This is a genomic window from Ruegeria sp. BG7 (genome assembly GCF_056535685.1).
On the sequence record NZ_JBQFIU010000002.1, the window covers coordinates 282,675 to 304,298 of the forward strand.

The 21,624-nt window shown below is 54.9% G+C and carries 11 protein-coding genes; 5 read left to right on the plus strand and 6 right to left on the minus strand.

Annotated features, from left to right (window positions below):
* Nucleotides 1–823 precede the first annotated feature (823 nt).
* From ACR3EH_RS19260 to ACR3EH_RS19270, 3 genes are all read left to right on the plus strand, one after another.
* The gene (locus tag ACR3EH_RS19260) at nt 824–1,684 is read left to right on the plus strand and encodes a LysR family transcriptional regulator (protein ID WP_171676171.1); all 861 of its coding nucleotides are present in this window, start codon (nt 824–826) and stop codon (nt 1,682–1,684) included.
* Nucleotides 1,685–1,774: 90 nt separating this feature from the next.
* On the plus strand, nt 1,775–3,010 hold the full coding sequence (acdA, locus tag ACR3EH_RS19265; protein WP_171676173.1) for a 3-sulfinopropanoyl-CoA desulfinase: 1,236 nt from the start codon (nt 1,775–1,777) through the stop codon (nt 3,008–3,010).
* 120 nt (nt 3,011–3,130) lie between these two features.
* A complete protein-coding gene (locus ACR3EH_RS19270; protein ID WP_216600472.1) occupies nt 3,131–4,549 on the plus strand; it encodes a tetratricopeptide repeat protein in 1,419 nt (472 codons plus the stop codon).
* Between the two features lie 357 nt (nt 4,550–4,906).
* Here ACR3EH_RS19270 and ACR3EH_RS19275 read toward each other — a convergent pair whose 3' ends face one another.
* Nucleotides 4,907–7,012: a tetratricopeptide repeat-containing sulfotransferase family protein gene (locus ACR3EH_RS19275; protein WP_171187210.1), complete on the minus strand. Its 2,106-nt coding sequence runs from the start codon at nt 7,010–7,012 to the stop codon at nt 4,907–4,909.
* Nucleotides 7,013–7,353: 341 nt separating this feature from the next.
* On the opposite strand from ACR3EH_RS19275, the gene ACR3EH_RS19280 reads away from it, so the two are divergent.
* Nucleotides 7,354–11,376, plus strand: coding sequence for a beta strand repeat-containing protein (locus ACR3EH_RS19280; protein WP_253762124.1), 4,023 nt, complete (start codon nt 7,354–7,356; stop codon nt 11,374–11,376).
* A 686-nt stretch (nt 11,377–12,062) separates the two neighbouring features.
* Here ACR3EH_RS19280 and ACR3EH_RS19285 read toward each other — a convergent pair.
* From ACR3EH_RS19285 to ACR3EH_RS19300, 4 genes are all read right to left on the minus strand, one after another.
* Nucleotides 12,063–14,834, minus strand: coding sequence for a calcium-binding protein (locus ACR3EH_RS19285; protein ID WP_305848857.1), 2,772 nt, complete (start codon nt 14,832–14,834; stop codon nt 12,063–12,065).
* A gap of 311 nt (nt 14,835–15,145) precedes the next feature.
* Entirely contained in the window at nt 15,146–15,700 is a 555-nt protein-coding gene (locus tag ACR3EH_RS19290; RefSeq protein ID WP_171187216.1) for a hypothetical protein, read from the minus strand.
* A gap of 347 nt (nt 15,701–16,047) precedes the next feature.
* Nucleotides 16,048–17,379: an HlyD family type I secretion periplasmic adaptor subunit gene (locus ACR3EH_RS19295; protein WP_171676175.1), complete on the minus strand. Its 1,332-nt coding sequence runs from the start codon at nt 17,377–17,379 to the stop codon at nt 16,048–16,050.
* 38 nt (nt 17,380–17,417) lie between these two features.
* Entirely contained in the window at nt 17,418–19,220 is a 1,803-nt protein-coding gene (locus tag ACR3EH_RS19300) for a type I secretion system permease/ATPase (protein ID WP_171187220.1), read from the minus strand.
* A 263-nt stretch (nt 19,221–19,483) separates the two neighbouring features.
* Here ACR3EH_RS19300 and ACR3EH_RS19305 point away from each other — a divergent pair, with 263 nt between their 5' ends.
* Nucleotides 19,484–20,878, plus strand: coding sequence for a sensor histidine kinase (locus tag ACR3EH_RS19305; RefSeq protein ID WP_171187221.1), 1,395 nt, complete (start codon nt 19,484–19,486; stop codon nt 20,876–20,878).
* Here the strand turns inward: ACR3EH_RS19305 and ACR3EH_RS19310 are convergent.
* Nucleotides 20,875–21,597, minus strand: a complete 723-nt coding sequence (locus ACR3EH_RS19310) for a response regulator (RefSeq protein WP_171187223.1) — start codon at nt 21,595–21,597, stop codon at nt 20,875–20,877. The two genes, ACR3EH_RS19305 and ACR3EH_RS19310, sit on opposite strands and share 4 nt — an antisense overlap.
* Nucleotides 21,598–21,624 lie beyond the last annotated feature (27 nt).

Genomic DNA, 21,624 nt, shown 5'->3' on the forward strand with positions numbered 1-21,624 from the left:
AAATTGCGAATGAGGCGGCGGCAACCGGCTTGCACGTTCATTGTGAGTTCGAAGTCTCAAACATGATCATTTCAAAGAGACCAGAACCAAGGCACGCGTCACGGAAGAATGGCGCAGTAGATTTGCGGCGCGTCATTCGTCGCAAATGGAAGCAAGCGCTGGAGCGCCACGGTAAACGTCAGATGGTGAGGGCAGGTGGTAGACACAAGAGAATTTTGTGTAGTCTGACTGTTCGTCTCGAGCGAAACGGCGCGTTCGAGATGGTGCTTATAGCTCCGCAAGAACAGCGCGTCACGCTCGGCTGATCGGGGATTGCCGGCATTGTTTGAACCTCGTGATTTAAGAGAGGGCGACCAGTAGGGCACTGGAAACTGCCGTTCGCGATGTTTGACTCTACGGTGCTGCTATGGGTGAAGCGGATAGGGCGACTAACAAGGGCTTTATGTAATAAGCAAAATGATCATAAAAAGACCATTAAATTCCCTGCGGTCATCCACTTTTGATTATGCCTGGATGTGTTGCAACCTTTAGGAACGGCCAGAGTCAGCGCCTTACTAGACGCACTTATCCTGCGTTCTCGGAAAACAGCCAAAAACTGGAATTCGTAATGGTGGGGAATTGCCGCGTTCGACCGTGATCTCCTCCAGATCCCGATACGAAAACCGCTCTCTAATTCCACTGTTACTCTGCCATCTAAAAAGTTTGCGATTGAACCGCTTCGCAGACTGCCTGAACGGACTAAAAACCTGTCCAATCTGGTCATCGATTTGTCGTTCAACGAGAAATTGCGAATGCAAAACGAGTTTTGCTAGTCTCTTGTCCTATGAACATCAACCAACTCAGAACACTTGTCGTCGTCATAGATCAAAAGTCCTTCGCGGCTGCAGGCGAGGTGATTGGCTTGTCTCCCTCGGCTGTCAGTTTGCAAATCAAAGCGATGGAGGATGAGTTAGGGGTTTTGCTTTTCGACCGGATCAAGCGCCCCCCGGTTCCGACGGCGCGGGGGCGAGCCTTGGCGGAACACGCAAAAAAAACGCTGGAGTTGTTTGATACCTCTGCCTCGATTGCGCGTGGAGAGCTCGTTAGGTCGAAACTGGCCATCGGTGCTGTTCCAACGGCTTTGGCCAGTTTCCTGCCAGCCGGGTTGAAGCTGTTGCAATCGACCTATCCCAGACTTAAGATCGAAGTAAAAAACGGTAGTTCATCGGCGCTGGCGGACAGTTTAGCGGACGGGAAAGTAGACGTCGTAATTTGCACCAAACCGGTGAACCCCATCCCAAGTTTGGATTGGCACAGCATTGCCAGCGAGCCTTTTGTTGTCGTTGCGCCTGCGCATGCCAAGGGGGAAACATGGCAGGACCTGTTACAAGATCATCCATTCATCTGGTTTAATCGCAAGACATGGGCCGGTCACAGCATCGAAGAAGAATTACGGGCGCAAGGCGTTGAGGTGAAACGCGCGATGGAGGTCGACTCGCTGGATGCGATCTCCAACCTGGTCGGCGAGGGGCTGGGCGTGTCCATCGTACCCGTTTGCAAAGGAAGACGCCCGTTTTCGAACCGCTTGCGAACGCTGCCCTTTGGGGACCCTGTGTTCCACCGTGAGATCGGGGCCCTGACAAACTCGGATGGTCGGTCAGATTTTGTAATCGATACCTTCATTGAGGCGCTGCAATTAACATGAGAAAATCTCATGTAAAAAACAAGAAATAGTAATTAACATAAAAATTACTGTTTCTGTTATGATATACGCAGTATTTAAGGCGTATGCATCATGATCCACGACGCTATTCATCCACGCGGCCCATGTTTCGATTTGTCCGATCGGCAGCGGGACCTGCAGGCCAAGGCACGCCAAATTGCCTGCACGGTGGCAGGCCCGCTTGCTGCTGAAACCGACAGGACCGAGCAGTATCCCACACAGGTCGTTCAGGCGCTGACAGAGGCCGGGTTCATGGGGATGTGCGTCCCAAAGGCTCTGGGCGGGCCGGGTCGCAGCTGTTTTGATGTCGCGCTGGTCGTTGAGGAACTGTCTGCAGCATGTGGCGTGTCCGGGCGGATCGCCGTGGAAGGCAATATGGGCGCGGTTGGGGCGATTATCGCCTATGGTACTCAACAGCAGAAACAGAGCGCTGCATCTCATGTGCTGCGTGGTGACAAGCCGGCCATTTGTATCACAGAGCCAGAGGCGGGCAGCGCGGCGACCGACATGACAAGCACCGCCGTTCGGGATGGTGATGCTTGGGTCCTCAATGGCAAGAAACACTGGATCACGGGTGGCGGCGTCTCTCAACTGCATCTGATTTTCGCGCGCGTGATCGAAGATGGCGTCTTCAAAGGAATTGGCGGCTTTATGGCCTATCTTGGGGAAGACGGGCTGAAAATTGGTGCGCGTGAACCAACACTCGGATTGCGCGGTATTCCGGAAACCGAGGTCATTCTGGATAACCTCCGCCTGCCAATGGATCGCCTGATCACCCCGCCCGATGGGCTGGAACACGGTTTTGCCGGGCTGATGAACGCCTACAACGCGCAACGCGTCGGGGCTGCGACAGTGGCGCTTGGCATTGCACGTGGGGCTTATGAGGCTGCTGTTGATTTCGTCAAAAAGCGGCAACAGTTCGGGCGCCCGATTGCTGAGTTTCAGGGATTGCAGTGGATGATCGCCGACATGTCGATGCAGATTGACGCTGCACGGATGATGATCTGGCGCGCCGCTGCCAGCGCTGAAACGCAGACCTCTGGTTTTCCTGATCCAATGCTGGCGGCGCAAGCTAAGGTGTTTGCCTCGGAAATGGCCGTGAAGGTCACCAATGACGCCCTTCAATTGCATGGTGCGCGGGGCTATTCGCGCAACGCGCCCGTCGAGCGGATGTTGCGTGATGCACGCATGTTCACCATTGGCGGAGGCACCGCCCAGATGCTGCGCAATCTGGTGGCGGGCAAAGCGCTGAACATGAAGACGCCGCAGACACGGGGCGGCTATCTTTCGAAGTCAGGCGAGGAATGATCTTTCAGGACCAAGTTCATGAATCTCAGATACGAGATCTCAAGTCAGGTGCTGCAAAAAAGGTTGCATTTGAACGTCAGACATTCACCCTGATTACAGCCGTAGTTGGAGGGAATGCTTATGATGGACGCATCTGAAGAGATTGCCGTGCAAAAGTCCTACTTCGATTGCCGGGGAATTCCCGTTTCATACCCGGATACAAAAGCCATCGAAGGGCTGGAACGCGCAATCGAGATGTCTCTGTCGTTTCGGGGCGATGCGATTGCCGAGATCGATACCGTTCTGGCCGAGCATCCTGATTTTATCATGGGCTGGCTGTTCAAGGCGGGCTGGCTGACGCAATCAATGGAAACGCGAATCTACGGTCTGATGGTCGAAGCGCTGGATCAGGCCGAAAAACGCCTGAGCACTGCCAATGACCGTGAGATCGGTCACTACGAAGCCGTCAAAGCCTGGGTCAACGGCGATTTCTACGGGGCCGTTCAGAAATGGGAGGCCGTGCTGTTCAAATACCCAATGGACCTGCTGGCGATGGAACTGGTCCATTACACCGATGTTCTGCTGGGCGACATTGCCGGGCAGCGCGATGTCGTGGCGCGCGCCTCAACGCTTTGGGATGAAAGTGTTCCTGGTTACGAATTTGTACTGGGTTTTTATGCCTTCGGGCTTGAGGAAAACCGCGATTTCTCGCACGCCGAGGAACTGGCGCGTCAGGCTTTGGCCATTCGCCCGGATCATCCTTATGCGGTGCATGCCGTGGCTCATGTGATGGAAATGCGCGGCCGTCAGTTGGGCGGCGTGCGCTTCATGAACGACCGGGCCAGCCAATGGGGTACGTCCAATTTCGCCAATCACCTTTGGTGGCACACTGCGCTCTATCATCTCGACATCGAACAATATGATCGGGTTTACGAAATCTTCGACACCCATCTGGATTCCCGCCAGAAGGATGGAAACAAATACGAGGAACTCGACGCAGCGGCCTTGTTGTGGCGGATCAATCTCGTCGGGCAGGGTTCAGGGGACCGGTGGAAACACTTGGCCGACAAGTGGGAGCCCGCCGCCCAGGATACGCTTTACGCATTCAACGATGTCCACGCTATGATGACCTTCGTGTCGGATAACCGGGCCGAGGCACAGGACAAGCTTCTGTCGGCCAATGAGCGGTATCTTAAAAAAGCCTCGGACGCCAATGTCGCAATGAGCCGCGAGATTGGGATGCCATTCTGTCTGGCCATGCGGGATTTCAAGAACGAGGACTACGCTGCCTGTGTCGACCGGTTGTTGCCCGTGCGATATATGACCCATCGCTTGGGTGGCTCTTTCGCTCAGCGTGACATTATCGGGTGGACACTGCTGGAAGCAGCCCTTCGCGCAGGCCGGTTTGACCTCGCTCTGGCGCTGGCCAATGAACGAACTGCGTTGAAACCAACTTCTGCGCAGAATTGGCGAGCCGTTGCGCGCGCCTTCAAAGGGTTGGGGGACGCGTCCAACGCTGACCGGGCCACGGCCAAGGCACAGTCTTTGATTCACGTATAGCCCAAGATTGGACCGGCGTAGAACGACGTTGCCTTCCAAGCGCGACACGTTAAAGCCACAGGTCCTGTATCGGTCTGTTTTGCTAACTTCTGTAGTCGGTTTCTCAATCGCTTGAATGGCGACGGATCTACTACAAGACAAAATAGCTCTTCAACAAATCGTGCGGCTGAGTGTGCCTTGATCACACATGGCGGCGGCGTTCTATCCGGTCGCGAAATTCATCGAAAACGCCATCGTCACACGAGCAGCTGTGATTATCGTTCGGGATTGGCGCGAACTCGATTACCCTCAGTTGATCCTTCCTTTGTGTCACGTGCAGCCAGGGGCAAGCGCTAAGTCTGGTTAGCTTGAGTTAAGTTAAACTATCGTACCTTGCTGTTCAGATGTGTCCTTCAACATATCAACCAACGGCAACAAGTGTTCCTCATATTTGCGCCATTTTTCTTTGGACGATGCATAAAGCGGCTGGCGCACCTGCTGAACACTGGCCGTACGCACCCGCCTCTTGGACTTGTGGAAGTCAAGGCACGCATCATGCCAAGGAAGACCGCAATACTCAATCAATCGGCGCGCTTCCGAGTTGATGTCATCAACCAAGGATTCATACCGTAACTCATGGAACGAGCCGGTAGGTAGGGTTTCGCGCCAATGTGTCATGATGCGGGCGTAATTCTTGTAGTATCGGCCAAGCTCAACCAGATCATAACTGTGATATTGGCTACGTTCGAACAGCCGGGTGTAGCAGGACAAGCACGTATCAAATGGGTTACGCACGACGTGAATGATCTTGGCGTTGGGCATGATGCCGTGAATCAGACCGACAAGCTGAAAATTGGCTGGCATCTTGTCGACAATGCGGGACGCATCCGGGGCATGTTGTCTGAGAGCCTCGATATAAGACTCCGCTCTTTTGGTTAGCTTTTCGCCAGGCATGGATTTAACGGCTTGCGGCACGTTGGCGCTGCTATCAGCCAGCCGACCGAAAATGTTCTGCAGATCGTTCAGTTCTCCTGCGCCAAACACGTGGGGATGCGCGTTCAGAATGGATTCCGTCAGGGTTGTCCCTGACCTTGGCATCCCAAGTACAAAGATGGGCTGGTCGCTGGGCACCGCGTACTCTCGCAACCGGTCGATCATACTAGCGTCGAATGTGTTGATCAGATCATCGGTCAGGCGATCGTTTTCTGACGGATCGTAGTCAATGGTCGAGCGTTTGATTCCTGCGCCGGTCCTGAACTGTTGAAATGCCTCGTCGTGACGTTTTAGCTTTTCGTAGCATTCGCCCAGGGCATAATGAAAAGCCGCCGCCTTCTGAGGCAGCATTGCCGACGCGTCGGGCAGAGCGTTTTCCAGTGCTTGAAAAACAGAATTATCTGGGGTGATTTTCTCCAGCTTAGACAAAGCAATCATCGCATTCAGTTTATCATTGGCAGTCGTGGCCGCTTGTTCAAAATGCTCGCGGGCGGTGTCAAAATTGCCGCGTTCAATTTCGAGATGCCCCAAAGCCAACCTGCTGGACGACATGTCGGGTTTCAATTCCAATGCCTGTCGGTAATACCTGATGGCCGCCTCAATATCCCCTAAATTTGCTTTGGCCATGCCAATCTGATGGCACGCCGACGCGTTTTCGTGATCAAGACGCAGCGCTTGTTCAGCCTCGATCAGAGCCAGTTTCGGGTGGTTCTTTTCATACAGAACCTGCGACAACCCCACATAGCTATCTGCCTTTTTGCCGTTCAGGGAAATCGAGTTCCGGAACGCGCTTTCCGCTTTGTCCAGATTGTTCTCAAGCAGGAATACCCGGCCAAAGTTTCGGTGCATTTCCGCGTCACGTGGAAAACGCTCAAGCTGAACCTCAGCAACGGCGCGAGCTTCAGAAACATCCTCTTCTTCAATCAGTACCGAGATCAGATTGTTCGCGGTTTCAGCGGAATCAGGGTTGATCTTTAGCGCTTTGCGATAAAACTCCTCGGCCAGCGTCCGGTCGCCATTGTCGCGTGCGATACTGCCCAAATTGTTGATTGCCCGGTCGAACTCTGGGTCAAGCGCCAGGGCGCGCTCTTGCGAGGTCTGCGCCTCAGCGAGATCACCTCGATCATAAAAGACGAGTCCAAGGTTCGAATGCGCTGCGGCGTTGCCCGGAGCCAAGCGGACGGCGCGGGTTCCGACCTCTAAGGCTTGATCCAGACGTCCGTCACTACGGAGGATTTCGGTGAAATTCGTCAGAAAGGTCACGTTCTCAGGCTGCAAACGAACGGCTTCGGTCATTGCCTTCACTGCGGGCTCAGTTTGACCCGTTTGGAAGGCAATCAAGCCCAACATCTGATGCGCCTGTGCAAATTGGGGGGCTGCGCGAACAATGTCCGAAAACAACTGAAAGGCCGGTTTGATTTGACTGCCTTGATAAAGCGCCATGCCTTTTTCAAAGGCTTCCTGGACTGAGATCTGCTTGCCTTGGGTCACGCTGAGAACTCCATATTGTGACGCTTTAACCGTGCCGGGTTACTTCCCCACCACTGGCGGGAGCCGACTTTTGTTAGAGCAAACCCGAAACCTCGTCCATCCATCGGCAGCTCGCCCGAAGCAACAGCATATTGTGTGTCTTTCTCGCCACGCCACCAGACTCACGACAAATTTGTTAAAATGCCATACTTACGCCTCACTCGATTTTTACCCACTCACCCTGAACACAAAAAAAGTTCCGAGGGGAGTAATAAGTGAAAAGTGGGAAATTGGGGCGGCACGTGAAAAACCACGTGGCCCGCGGCGGTCGAGTAGTGAAATGGAAAGGGACAGTGGCGAGTATGGCGCCTTCGGTGTTCCTCGCATCGGTTTCGGTGGTTGCGCTGTCCGTGGGGATGACAGCAGCAGATACGATTTCATCGATACAGAACACCAATCTAACGGTCACCACCGACGAAAATCACACCGTTACATCTACGGGAGCCGTCGACCTGACAACAAGCGGTGGCCCGGCCGTTACGATCGACACAAACTACAGCAGTATTGCAACGAACAACGGCAGGATCTCCGGCCCATCTGTAAGCGCGGCGGTTGGGACCGGCCTGCTGTTGAACGGCGATCTGGCGACCACGGGTCAAATTGTGAACAACGGCACAATTGACATCGACGTAAACAGCACAAGTTTTGCGGCCGCAAGTGGCGTAACGCTGGCCGGACAAACCGATGGCGTTTTTGTCAACACTGGCACCATCAATGCAGATGCTAACGCAGCCTCTAGCAGCGCATCGGCCGTTGGGGTGATGTTTGCCGGTGATGTTGGATCGACGGCACTAATCCGAAACACTGGCACCATATCTGCGACCGCTTCGGGGTCGTCTACTTTTGCAGCCGCAATGGGTTTGATGTTCGACTTCGACGTCGATACCAACCTCAACAACAGCGGCACGATTCAGGCCATAGCCAGGAACGCATCAACCCTTTCAGCAACCGGCATTCAAATTGATCTGGAGTTGAACGGTAACCTGAACAACTCGGGCACGATCACTGCGACGGCGAACGAAAACGGCAGTTTTGCGCGCGCCGCCGGTGTCCGTATTGGCGATGATGTCACTGGCAATATCAACAACGGTGGCACCGTCACCGCACAGGCTGCTGGCAGTTCGTCTTCGGTTGAAGCGTTTGGATACGATCTCGACGGTGGCCTGACTGGTAATTTCAATAACTCCGGCAGTATCGTCGCTGTCGCGACCGAGGCGTTTTCCGCTCCGTTTCCACCTTTGCCCCCATTTTTGCGCGATCCTGACGTCGCTGCTGTTTTGATCCAAGATACGGTTCAGGGGAATATCAGCACTTCCGGTACGTTGACTGTCAGAGCCACCAATACCAGCACAGGAAGTGCGACGGCTTCGGGCTTCCACCTCAAGGACGACCTGATCGGAGTTTTCTCAAACTCTGGTTCGATTTCAGTATCCGCAACCTCGCCTGACGACGGCGCCGAAGCTTACGGCGTCTATATTGGTAATGACTTGGACGGCGGATTCTCGAATTCCGGTTCAATCACCGTGACAGCGGATTCAGGCGACAACGACGCAGAGGCCTATGGCCTTTATGTTTCCCAGGACGTCAACGGCGATATCTTCAACGGCGGTAGCGTGCAGACACGCGCTGTAAACGGTACAACAGCGACCGCCGCAGGCTTCTACATCAACGGCGATTTGACGGGTAACTTTGACAACTCGGGTTCGATAAACAGCGTCGCAACCAACATTACAGATGACGAAGCCGAGGCTTACGGCCTGTATGTGGATGGCGACGTGACCGGCAACATCGTCAACTCCGGGACGATTTACGCGCAGGGGGATGGATCCTCTTCTGCGACGGTGGCCGGTTTCTACTTCGATTCAAACTTTGACGGAAACTTCACCAACTCCGGTTCCATTACCGCAATTGCGACGGATCAGACCGAAGAGGCTGAGGCTTATGGGCTTTATGTTGACGGCGACGCGACCGGCGACATTGTCAACTCCGGTACGGTTTTAGCACGAGGTGACGGAGAAACTTCGGCTACTGTTGGCGGTTTCTACCTTGACGGGGCTTTGGACGGAAACTTCACCAATTCAGGTTCGATCACCGCGATTGCCACCGATCAGACCGAAGAGGCTGAGGCTTACGGGCTTTATGTCAACGACGACGTGACCGGCAACATCGTCAATTCAGGAACGATTTTCTCGCGCGCCGATGGGTATTCCGAAGCTACTCTGGGCGGCATCTATCTGGACGGCGATTTCACCGGTAACTTCACCAACTCAGGTTCAGTAACGGTTGTCGGAACGGATCAGACGGAGTCTGTCGAAGCGTTCGGTTTCTACGTCAATGACGACATGACCGGGAATATTGCCAACTCCGGTTCCATATCGGTTAACGCTAATGGCGAAACCGATGCTACCGCGGCCGGTATCTACATCGATGGCGCGCTGGCTGGTGACTTCTCGAACTCGGGTGTGATTACAGCAGTCAGCACCGATGTCACCGACGATGCAGACGCCTATGGTTTTTACGTCAATGATGGCATGACCGGTGACATTACCAACTCCGGAACGATCTCGGTTCGCTCCGATGAAGCCTCCGAGGCATATAATGGAGGCATCTTCATCCGAGACGGTTACGACGGCGCATTGTCCAACTCGGGCGTAATCAATGCGGTGAGTGTCTCGATCAGCGAAGACGCAACAGCCCGTGGGGTTTACATCCGTGGGGATACCACAGGCAGTGTGTCCAACAGCGGCAGCATCTCTGTCAGCGCCAATGGTGTCGAGAGAGCGCGCGCGCAGGCCATCCTGTTGTATGACGATGTGACAGCTTCAGTGACCAACACCGGTAACATCAGCGCCACGGTAGAGCTTACAAATCCGACCAGCAGCGCAGCTGCCATCGCTGCGGGCATCTATATCGAGACTATGCAAGGCGGCCTTTCCAACAGCGGCACGATTACCGCAACGGCGTTGGGCGACGGGGCGGATGCCTTTGGTCTTTACCTCGAAGACATGCAGGGAACCCTTGCCAGCAGCGGTGAGATATCTGCAACGGCCTCTGGTGCAGATGGGGATGCGCTTGGGATCTACATCGAGAACTTCGATGGGGTGATAACAGACATCGGAACGGTTTCGGCTTTGTCTGAAAATGGCGACGCATATGCGATCTATCTGGAGGGCGGTACCGGTACGCTGAACGTCGATACCGAGGATCGGGTGACCGGTACCATCCGGGTTGCGGCTCATGACGTTAACCTCGACGCGCGCGGCGGCAGCAATGTGTTCTTCTTCGAAGACGCTGCCACGGACAGCGGAACCTTTACGACGACCGTGTCCGATGACAGGTCGGCCTGGTACGTTGAAGGCGAAGGCGGATCAAACCCGGTCTATGCAAGCGTCGACTCCGCGGATGTTTTCACATCGGGTGATGTCATCGCAACATACGGTGGGGTGGTTGGCAATGCCGGGCAAGCGTTGGGTTACAGTGCTCCGGCTCAGGTATCGCGAGGCCTGCCCTTCGCAGGCGGATCTTTAAATGCGTTCCGCCCTTATGTGATGGTCGACGCACAAGCGAAACGGTTCGAGCAATCTGACACCACGGACACGGATGTAGACATCCTGAACGGCAGTTTCGGTTTCGCAGGGCAGTTGGAAAATGGGACAGCTTTGGCCTTTGGCATTGGCGTGTTCACAGCCGATGGGGACAGCGACACAACTTCGTTCGACACAGATGCTGTTTACCTAAGCTTTGCCGCTGGCCGCCAGTTCGGTGCCTACACGGTAGAAGCAGATATTGGGGTTGGTTTCTTGTCGAATGACAAAACAAGGGAAATTAACGGCAGCCCTGACGCAAATGGAGACTACGACTCCACTCTCTATACGGTGAACCTAGGTATCGAACGTTCATTCGACTTGCAAAACCAGTTCGATCTCCTGGGCTTTGGCAACGTTCGCTACACTCGGCAAGAAGACGATGGCTATACTGAAACCGGCTCACTCGCAAATGCAACGATAGGCGACGCGACAACTGAGGTGATCGAAGCCAAGTTGGGCGTCGAGGCCAAAAAAGCCGTGACCAAAGGCGGAGCCATAATCGGTCAACTCAGCGGTGTGGTACGTCGCGATCTGGGCGATTCATCTGCTAATGTTACCGTGTTTTCAAGCAGCAACACGCTTGTATTCCCCAGTACCGACTTCACCGGAGGCAGTGTCCTGGTCGGCTATGAACATGACTTTGCATCCGGCCTGAAACTGGAAGTAAACGCGGAACAGGAGATTGGTGACGACGCTCAGGGACCGTTTGTAAAAGCCGGTATCAAGTGGTCGTTTTGACCCCTTGCAAACAATGGAAGGCAGCCATCCGGCTGCCTTCTCAAACCTGCATCAATCTCCGGCAAGTCCCATGTTTAAATAGGAACGTCAGAAAGTCGATCTGATTGGTGTCTCGACGACTTGGGAAAAGGACGATGTTCAAAGACTTGGTCACCGTGACTTTGCCGATTCAGTCCCCATTGCGGACATTCCCAATGTGCATGGTGCCTCAGATCTTTCATAGTCAACTCAGCCCAACAACGTTGTCATTATCGCTCGTGTCCCAAGGGCTAGCCGAGGAAGAAGTCCCCAACTTCGCCACCTGCACATTGGTTCAATAGCCAATCCTGAATGCCCCCGCGTCATAGCGATCTCGGTCCTAGCCGGACTCAAACGCGCGTAAGGCGTAAGTTTCAGATTCAATTAACGAATTAGTCTAAGCAAATAGCGGACGTTCTTTGTTCGCGCGCAAGGAACATTGCCTGGGATCAAGGCGTAGCTTAGGACATTGGCAAGCAGTTGAACCGTTTGTGCGATTGCTCGCGGCAATTGGCGCGGCGCAGAAAACAACTTGGGCTGATTTTCAAAGACGTAGGTGTCAGCAGTCTGACTCAAACGTGACGGAAGGCTTTGGTTTACGTCCCGCTGGAGCAAAAAAAACCCAGCCGGTGGAAACCGGCTGGGGCGTTTGCAAAAACAGTCAGAGATCAGAGACCCCAGTCCTGCGATTGCTGTACGGTCAGCTCGTTGACCTGCTGCATGATGTCATATTCGCTGTGCACATTTTGGACAGTGACAATCCCTTGGCCATTGGCACTGATATGGCAGTTGCCGTTTGAGAAGTTGAACTGCAACTGATCCAGCGAAGACAAACCCAAGCCTTCCAGATCAAAGACGATCGCGTCGTCCGCTTCAAAGTCTCTGATGCGAGGCGTGGCATTTGGCGAACCCGGGCCGGTGAATACAAAGGTATCGCTGCCTTCGCCACCTGTCAGACTCACCAGACCGGCTTTCGTTGACTGGTCGGCGTCCAGGATGATCACGTCATCACCAGCACCGCCATCGGCGTTGGCAATCAATGCACCCTTGCGGATCATGATGATGTCGTCGCCATCGCCGCCGTTCAGGTTAGCAGCCTGATTATGTGCTCCGCCAATGATATAGTCGTCACCGCCCCCACCATTCAGGGTCACCATACCGCTGCCGTCGTCACCGACCATATAGTCCCAGCTATAGGTCCCATCGACGTTTGGAACAGTGTCATCAACTTGGACATCGATCCGGTTGCCATATTTCTCGAACCACGCAAGCGTGTTCGAACCAAACGCAGGTTCGTAGACAATTTCATTGCCCTGAAGGCTGCGCAAATCGACGTAGGACGGATCAAATCCGTTCCCGTCATCGTCATAACGCACGATGTCTTCACCGGTCGTTTTGCTGAACAGCACGATCTGACCGTTTTCGATGCGGTGATCCAGATCGAACCAGCCGCTCATCCCATAGGCATCCATGTCGATCTCGATACGGTCGCCTTCGTTGGCGTCGAAATCGGTGATCGTGTTTTCGCCACCGTTCAGAACGAAGGTGTCTTTACCCTGGCCGCCGGTCAAAGTGTCTTTACCCTTGCCCGAAACCAAAGTGTCGTTGCCTTCTCCGCCATCCAGGATGTCGTTTCCATCCATCCCGTTCAGGACGTTGTCGCCGCTATCGCCGATCAGATGGTCATCGAACTGGCTGCCAATGACGTTTTCCACCTCGTAGACATAGTCGCGCCACTTGTCGCTTGTTTTACCGTCATATTCGACACCGTTCACCTCAAAGTAGCTTTTGCCGTCTTCTTTGCGCATGTCCACGGTGACACCGCTGCTGGCATCCAGATACGCGATAGTATCGTCGCCGCCGCCGCCGTATATGTGGTTAAAGCCGGATCCGGCGATGAAAAGGTCGTCACCGCCAAAGCCCCAAAAGCTGTCATCGCCGGCTTTGCTTTCCTCACCGTCTTGGCCGAACCGGTTGTATCCCATCAGGATGTCGCCGTAATCCGTACCAAAGAGGTAGTCAGCGTTGGCTTTCCCATAGATCTCGGTGCCGCCATAAGCGCCCAGCATCAGGAACTTACCGCTGCCCAAACCGTCAAGCGACCCGTTTGGCAAATCAAACGACTGGCCCGACTGCATGTCGACACCGTCTTTGTCGATGAAAAGCGCGGTTTCGACGACCTGCTTTGCCCAAGCCTGACGGATGGAGAGATCATCCCAGTTCAAGCTTGAAGGGAAAGAGCTTTTCAGTTGGTCCCAGTAGATGACAGCGATCAGCTTGGGTGTGTCTGTCGATTCATCGTAGATCCGGAACGCCTGCTCCTTTGGCAGACCTTCATGCTTGAAGGTGATGTCGTCGAAGTTGTGCTCGGTCAATGGAACGATGATCGTATCCTGTGTCGGATCGAAATCACGCACATGCGTGGCATTGCCATCTTGGAACTCGCCACCGGCTTGACCGCCCATATTTGAAAGCGCTTCTCCCAATCCGAAGAACATACTCACCAAGCCGCCCATCGGTCCGGGCAAGATGGCACCAGCGGCCGCACCCATGCCTGTCCACAATCCGTCGGCCATGTAATCCGTAAAGTCTTTGCCGTCGTTTGTAGGGGCATTGGCATCGCCAAGCACGAAGGTGTCGAAGCCGGAGCCGCCCCACAACTGGTCATGACCGGCCTGGCCATCCCTATTGCCGGAATACAGCCAGTCATTATCGGCACCACCATACAGCGTATCTACGCCGGTTCCACCCAACAGAATGTCGTTGCCGGTGCCGCCATAGATTGTGTCGTCATCATCACCGCCATCGATATAGTCATTACCTGACCCACCGCTCAATATGTCGTTTCCAGCGCGGCCATAGATCGTGTCATCTCCACCCATGCCAAAGATTTTGTCGTCGTGCTTGTATGCGCCGTTGCGATGCGTGTCCGCGCCGTAGATCACATTGTCTTTGTCATTCCCGATCACCCCGGCTTCGACCCGATAGACGATGTCTTTTTTGCCGCCTTTCTTGTGGTCGAAGTGGTGCCAGATGTTATTGGTGAAGTTCGTCTCGTTCTCACCCAACCATTTAACGCCGCCGGCGATGACCTTTTCGGTCACGTCGATCCGGCTCCAGTTGTGGGGATATTCTTGCCAATTCAAGGACCAATACTCATGATCATAGCCGTGGAAGTGCATCTGATCGGGCGTCATCCCAATCTCGGTATCAATTTCATTGACCATGCGCGGCGGCAGAACGTCATCGGACGAGTCCGCCACGACCTTGGGCAAGGCTGATGCCTCGGGGCCAGCAAGCGAAACCTGCCCGGAAGACTCCAGCGGTTCACCGCTCGTCTTCACCGAGAGAAGCTCCTCGCTTTGTTCTTCGATGATATCATCTGTTTTGACCACACCCTTCGTAAAAGGCTGGTGGTTGGTTTTGTTTGCATGTTTCATCTTCTTTCTCCTCACTATTCTGGATGCTTGGCACACGGAAATCGGGCCAATTCTCATCGCAGATCATAAGGAAGATGTGGTCGTTCGCGGGTGCGATCTCAACGCGGAAATGACGCGTAAACTGTTACAAAGTATGACAAAAAAGAAATCACTACGGCTTGAAATGCACTATCCGGCTGGTGCCGTTTCGGGCTCCAGCCGGTGGAATACTTGGCTTTCCTTTTGGTTGCCCGAGCGCCTGTTTCCATAGAAACTAAAGCGCTCGGAGTTTGGTTTTGCAGCGATAGAGGATCGCTACTTTCTCGCTGCATTCAAACGACCAGATCAACAAAGAAGCTGTCGGTCGGAACGATTTCGCACAGCGGCGGAGGTGTCGTTGCCGACAGTTCCATTTCATCCTGCGGAACCTCTGTACCGCATCTCGGATCAGGCATGATCGGGGACACAGCGGTCAGGTCTTCAGCTTCGCCAGCAGGAACTGCGCCATACGGCAGCGGAGCCACCGCGATCAGGTCTTCGCCTGCACCAGCAGGAACCGCACCATAGGGCAGCGGTGCGACTGCAATCAGGTCCTCACCGTCCTGAGGCACCTCAGTGCCGCAGCGGGGATCAGGCATGATCGGGGCGACTGCCGTCAGGTCTTCGCCTTCACCGGCAGGCACCGCGCCATATGGCAGAGGGGTCACAGCGACCAGCTCTTCGATGGGATCGGCAACCAGCGGATCAGCTGGCAGCGGGGTTACTGCGGTCAGATCCTCACCATCCTGGGGCACCGGGGTGCCGCAACGTGGATCAGGCATGATCGGGGTCACAGCGATGACGTCATCGGCTGCAATTTCGAAGGTTGTATGTGTCTTGGTAGTCATTGGTATTCTCCTCATTAAAGTTGGTACTTGGCACCCAAAAATCAGTTGGAAACGTCCTCCTCGGGCATACAAACAAGGTGGTGGTCCCACCCGTTTCTTTCAACGCGAATTCACGGCGTAAATTGTTACAAAGTATGACAAAAATCTCTGAGGAAGCGGTGATTTTTCTGCTCTGAAGCCTCGGTAGCCCCCGCCAAATTCGCTGATGTATTTCGCTAAAATGTCCGGCACAAAAGAGTGCCTTCGGAGATACGCAAATTGAAAAAACCAGCGCCAATTCTGACGCTGGTCTCGTTGTGCTGTCACGTCTTGAAACGTGTAAGCAAGTTGTGACTTCGGGCCGCAGATCAAACCTCCCGGAAAGTTGTCCGGATCTGTTTGCTGAGCGGATCGACAAGGTACTGGAACAGTGTCCGCTCGCCAGTCTCGATATACACTTCTGCGGGCATGCCGGGCAGCAAACTCAGCTGAAGATCAGACAGAGTTTCCACCGCGCCTTCGTCCAAGGCCACACGTGCTTCGTAGAATGACATTCCAGTCACTGGATCCGTTTTCAGATCGGCCGAGACAAACTGGACATTGCCATCAAACCTCGGGGCGATGTGTTGGTCGAACGCTGAGATCACGACCGTAGCGGCCTGACCAACCGAAACATTGTTGATATCCTGCGGCATGACACTTGCCGTGACCACGAGCCCGTCGTTTTCCGGCACGATCTGCATCAGGGTCTCGCCCGGCGCAACAACGCCCCCTACGGTATGCACACCCAGTTCATGGATGACACCATCTGCCGGTGCCCGGATTTCAACGCGCGCCAGTTGCAGTTCGGCGGCGGCCCGGCGTTCCTTCAGACCATCAAGCTCAACCTCGAGCGCAGAAATCTCGTGCATCACCTGCTCGCGAAAGGTTTTTTCCAGCTGAAGAATGTTGATCCTGGTTTCGCTGATACGCCCACGCGCAACTGCAATCCTTGAGGTCAACCCACCGCTGTTTCCCAACAAACCACTGCGTTGGCGTTTCAGCGATGTAATCCGGTTCGCTGGTGTCAGGCCCTTCTCAAAGAGTTGGGTCAGCCCCTCTAGTTCGCTATCAATCAGGTCGATCTCTTCAAGGGAGGCCTCATATTGTGCCTCAAGACCCGCGATTTCCTGTTCTGTCTGGGTGATCCGTTCTACGAATGCTGCAACTTCAACCTCCCGGGACAGACGGCGGGCGTCCATGACGGCACGCTGGGTCTCCAGAGCGCGCTGTACTTTCGGATCATCCGTACGCACGGCGAGTTCTTCAGACAGTTCGATCTCGTTCAAACCGTCGCGTTCGGAAATCAGACGCGACAACTGGGCTTCAACCGCGATCAGACGGTCATCGACGAGCACCTGACTGCCTAACAAGAGCTTGTCGTCGAGCGTCAGAACGACATCACCGGCGGCGACCCGATCTCCGTTGCTGACATGGATTCCACCAACAATGCCGCCATCGGGATGTTGAACGGCTCGCAGGTCCGAGGAGACTACGACGTTTCCGCCGGTCACCACTGCGCCAGACATGCGGGCTGTTGCGGCCCAGCCGCCAAAGCCGATCGCCAGTGCCGCAATTGCGGCAAGGCCAAAGCCGATGGACTTCCACGACCGGTCAACGAAAGCTTCGGTTTGGGTGTTGGGTTTTGTATCGGTATTCATAACTTCCTCCATTTAATTGGCTGCAGTGCAGGGCTGGATTAGCTCGCAGCAGCGACAGGGGTTTCGTTAGTTGTGTGTTGTGTCGGTTGAGTCTGGCTTTTTGCCACCTGAGCCGGTTGCTGCTCGGCAGGACGGGCCTGTGCGGCAGCGGCCTGATTGCGTTGACGCAGACGCTCCATCACTTCGGCGCTGGGGCCAAAATCACTGGCGCGGCCGTCGTCCATAATCAGGACTTTGTCGACAGACCCGAGCACGCTGGCCCGATGTGCGATGACGATCACAATCGCACCGCGCGCTTTGGCAGCCCGGATCGCATGATTCAGGGCAGCTTCGCCCTGGGCATCCAGGTTTGAATTGGGTTCATCCAGAACCACCAGGAACGGATTGCCATAAAGTGCGCGGGCCAGTGCAATGCGCTGACGCTGACCACCGGACAGGGCGGCACCACGCTCACCTACCGCTGTTGCGTAGCCGTCTTTAAAGCTTGCGATCAGTTCGTGCACACCGGCGGCTTTCGCGGCGGCGACGACCATCTCATCTTTTGCTTCCGGATCGAAGCGCGCGATGTTCTGGGCAATCGTGCCGTCAAACAGCTCAACATCTTGCGGCAGAAAGCCGATCTGCGGGCCGAGCTCTTCGGGCAGGTACTGATCAATCGGCACGCCGTCGAGGCTGATGCTCCCTTTCGCTGCAGACCACGCGCCAACCAATGTGCGGGCCAGGGTCGATTTACCACTGCCGGTCGAACCGATCACAGCAAGTGCTTCTCCGGCCTTCATGTCGAAACCGACGCCTTTGAGAACAGCCGATGTCACCATAGGCGGCGCGGCAATCAGACCATTCACGGTCAGAGATTTCTCGGCGCTGGGCAGCGAAATTCTGGCATCGTCTTTTTCGCTGGACAGAGTGTCCTTCAACTGTGCCCAGGCCTGACGCGCGGCCACCAGACTGCGCCAGCTTCCGACAAGCGTTTCAATCGGCTGCAAGCCACGAGACATGATGACAGAAGCTGCAACAATCGAACCTGCCGAGATTTGCCCGTGGATGGCCAAATAGGCCGCAACAGCAAGAACACCGGACTGAAGGGCCAGACGGAACACCTTGGTGAAACTGCCCGAGACACCAACCGTGTTGGCGGCCTTGGCACTTGCGCCCAGATGAAGGTCATTAATGTCCTGCCATGACTTACCAAGATTGGCCTGCATTCCCATGGCGCGAACCATCTCGGAATTGCGGCGGCTTGCTTCGGCCAAACGGCTGCGTTTGCCAGCATGTTGCGCCTGAACACAGGCCGCAGCCCGCACCTTGATGTCGGTCACGACGGCGATCACCAGCAAGGCGATAGCGCCAATAACGCCAACCAGGCCGAGCCAGAAGTGCATCGCAAAAACCAGACCCAGGTAGACCGGGATCCAGGGCAAATCAAACAGCGCCCCAGCACCCTGACCAGACAGGAAGCCACGGATTTTTTCGACATCCTGAATGGCGGCAGCAGGATTTCCGGATGTGCGATGAAGCGAAGGTTCAGCCAGCGAACAGTTGAATGCTGTTTTTGACAGCCTTTGTTCGAAACGATGACCCATGGCGACAAGTACGCGGGTGCGCGCGCCGTCAATCAGGGCCATGAAAAGGTACAGACCGGCGACAAGCGTGCTGAGGGCCACGAGCGTATTCACGCTCTGGCTGGACATCACGCGGTCATAGATCTGCAGCATGAAAATCGGGCCGGTCAGCATCAGCAGGTTAACGGCACCGCTGAACACGCCGGTGGCAATCAGATTTCCTCGCAAAGCGCGGCGAGCGCCTGCGAGTTGCGGGTGAACGGACGAATGCGAATTCATAACGGGCCTCCAAAAAGTGTGTCTGTGGGAAATACGTGGGAGCCCGCACCGAACGCCCCAAGGTTTTGTCACACTTTGATTCAATTGGCTTTTCTGCCCTCAGCGGGACGGAATGGATTAACCGCACACTCAGTGATGTTCTGGACCCGGGCCAAAACCTTTCGCATCAGCTGCTGCACCACAGATGCAATTTCCGCTTGGGAAAGCAGCAGAAATTGAACTAGCGTCCAAACTAAGGGGATGGGACAAGGAGCCTTCGCGCGATGCGCTGGAATGATCTGACACTTCGAACACAGGTTATGAGCATCGTTCTTATCAGCTGGGCGATTGTCGGCGTGTTTTCGGTTGTCACCGACGTGGTCCAAATCCGCAGTTCACGCGCTGAAGAGATCCGAAATCGGGGCGATGCCTTTCTTGCTCAGGTGGTTTCAACCCTGGCCCGCGTACCGCCCGACGACCGCGTCGAAGCAGCGCTTGGTTTCTTTCCTGCGGAATGGAGCGTCAGAGTGGGCACGCAGGATGCAGCAACTGCACTGAAAAATGGCCGCCAACGCCCGAACATGGCGGACTGGCTGGCGGCGCGGCTGGAACACCGAGGGATAGCCGTCGCGGACCTGTCCGTGGCGGAGACGGTCATTGACGCCAGAGAAGATCAGAGCGCGCTGTTGCAACTGTTCAAGAGCCACGCGGGCGAACCCCTTGACGCAAAAAGCGTTGACGCGTTTCTGGTAAGCGTTTTCTCGGTCCGACTTGAGGATGACGAGGATTGGTTGAACTGCTATTTGCTGATGCAAAACAAGAGCATCGCGCCTTTGGTCGTTGTTGGGTCCATCGACAGTCTGGTTGCACTGACTCTGCTCTGTATTCTTGCGTTCCTTATCCAGAAAGTCATGCGTCCGCTGAGCGCTATGGCCGTCAATGCCGAGTTGATTGGTCGAGGTGAAGAGGTCGGCCCGCTGATCGAGACAGGGGCCATCGACATTCGCCATACGATCATCGCGTTCAACCGGATGGAAGCCCGGATTGTTCTGGCGCTCGAATACAAGACCACCTTGCTCCGCAGCCTTGGGCATGACCTGAAAGGACCGATTGCCCGGATGCACGACACCATCGAGAAACTGGAGCCGACGGCCCCAAAAGAGCAGCTTCTTAATCGGTTGAATACCCTCAGTGAAATTGTGAACTCTGTCACTGACCTCAATCGCGAAACGCACCACGACGGAGATCTTGTGCGATTGGATCTGCGCTCATTGATCGAAGCTCTGGTGGAAGAGCAGGTTGATGCCGGCCGCGACGTGACCTACACCATCGAGCAATCTGCCATAGTGAATGGGCGTCACAATGCGCTCACCCGTGTTCTGAGAAATCTACTGGAGAACGCGGTCAAATATGGCGGTCGTACAAATGTTACTCTGACCAGAGTAGACGACATGGCCGCCATTCGCATCGACGATGAAGGGCCAGGGATCCCAGTCGAGCAGTTAGAGACTGCGTTCGAGCCATTCCAAAGGCTTGGCGCTGAGGGACCCGGCAGTGGGCTTGGACTGGCGATTGTCAGAACCATTGTTGTTGATCAGGGCGGCACGGTATCCTTGGAAAACCGCCCTGGCGGGGGCCTGAGGGCGAGCGTCTTCCTGCCAATTGACAAACACAATTAGCCAGGTCGAAATATGTAACCTTGCCCCCAGACAGTGCGGATATGTTCGGGGTTGGCTGGATCGCTTTCGATCTTGGACCGCAATCGTTTGATCAAAGCATCAACGCTGCGATCGCCCGCGCCCCCGTGCTGCCTTGTGCGCGCGACCGCCAGAAGGTCTTCGCGTGTGCAAAGAACATCTGAGTTCTCGACGAAAAAGCGCATGACGCGCGCTTCACTCGAAGTCAGGGTGATCACGCGCCCATCGTCGTGTTTGAGGTGTCGCTCATTCTCCACCAATTCCCAGGGGCCAAACCGAGTTAGACGTTTTTGAGTTTTCTGGCCCGTTTGCCGACGTCTCATAAGTGCCCGAATACGCGCCAAAAGTTCAAGGTCATTAAAAGGTTTGATAATGTAGTCGTCTGCGCCCAGTTCCAGTAACGAAATGCGTTCGGCATCGTCGTCAACCGAACTGATCATGATGATCCCGGCATCAAGACGCGAGGCTATCTCTCGGCACAGCACCTTCCCGCTTGTTCCGGGCATGACGAGATCCAACAGAAAAAGATCAAAATCCTCGGTTTCTATCTTTTCCCGGGCCGCCGGAACATTTGGAACGTGATCAATCTGGTAGCCTTTGTGTCGCAGGAAAACACAAACGTTTTCGGCAAATTCCACATCGTCGTCACAGATTAATATCCGTTCATCGATAGCGCTGGACCCACCCGCGGCCTCGTTCATTCTTTACGCTCCTAAAGAGAAGTTTCT

Coding starts and splice junctions, on each gene's coding strand:
- ACR3EH_RS19310 (WP_171187223.1), bottom strand. CDS start 21,597: ATGAACGAGGCCGCGGGTGGGTCCAGCGCTATCGATGAACGGATATTA.
- ACR3EH_RS19295 (WP_171676175.1), bottom strand. CDS start 17,379: ATGAATACCGATACAAAACCCAACACCCAAACCGAAGCTTTCGTTGAC.
- ACR3EH_RS19270 (WP_216600472.1), top strand. CDS start 3,131: ATGATGGACGCATCTGAAGAGATTGCCGTGCAAAAGTCCTACTTCGAT.
- ACR3EH_RS19305 (WP_171187221.1), top strand. CDS start 19,484: ATGCGCTGGAATGATCTGACACTTCGAACACAGGTTATGAGCATCGTT.
- acdA (WP_171676173.1), top strand. CDS start 1,775: ATGATCCACGACGCTATTCATCCACGCGGCCCATGTTTCGATTTGTCC.
- ACR3EH_RS19290 (WP_171187216.1), bottom strand. CDS start 15,700: ATGACTACCAAGACACATACAACCTTCGAAATTGCAGCCGATGACGTC.
- ACR3EH_RS19300 (WP_171187220.1), bottom strand. CDS start 19,220: ATGAATTCGCATTCGTCCGTTCACCCGCAACTCGCAGGCGCTCGCCGC.
- ACR3EH_RS19280 (WP_253762124.1), top strand. CDS start 7,354: ATGGCGCCTTCGGTGTTCCTCGCATCGGTTTCGGTGGTTGCGCTGTCC.
- ACR3EH_RS19260 (WP_171676171.1), top strand. CDS start 824: ATGAACATCAACCAACTCAGAACACTTGTCGTCGTCATAGATCAAAAG.
- ACR3EH_RS19285 (WP_305848857.1), bottom strand. CDS start 14,834: ATGAAACATGCAAACAAAACCAACCACCAGCCTTTTACGAAGGGTGTG.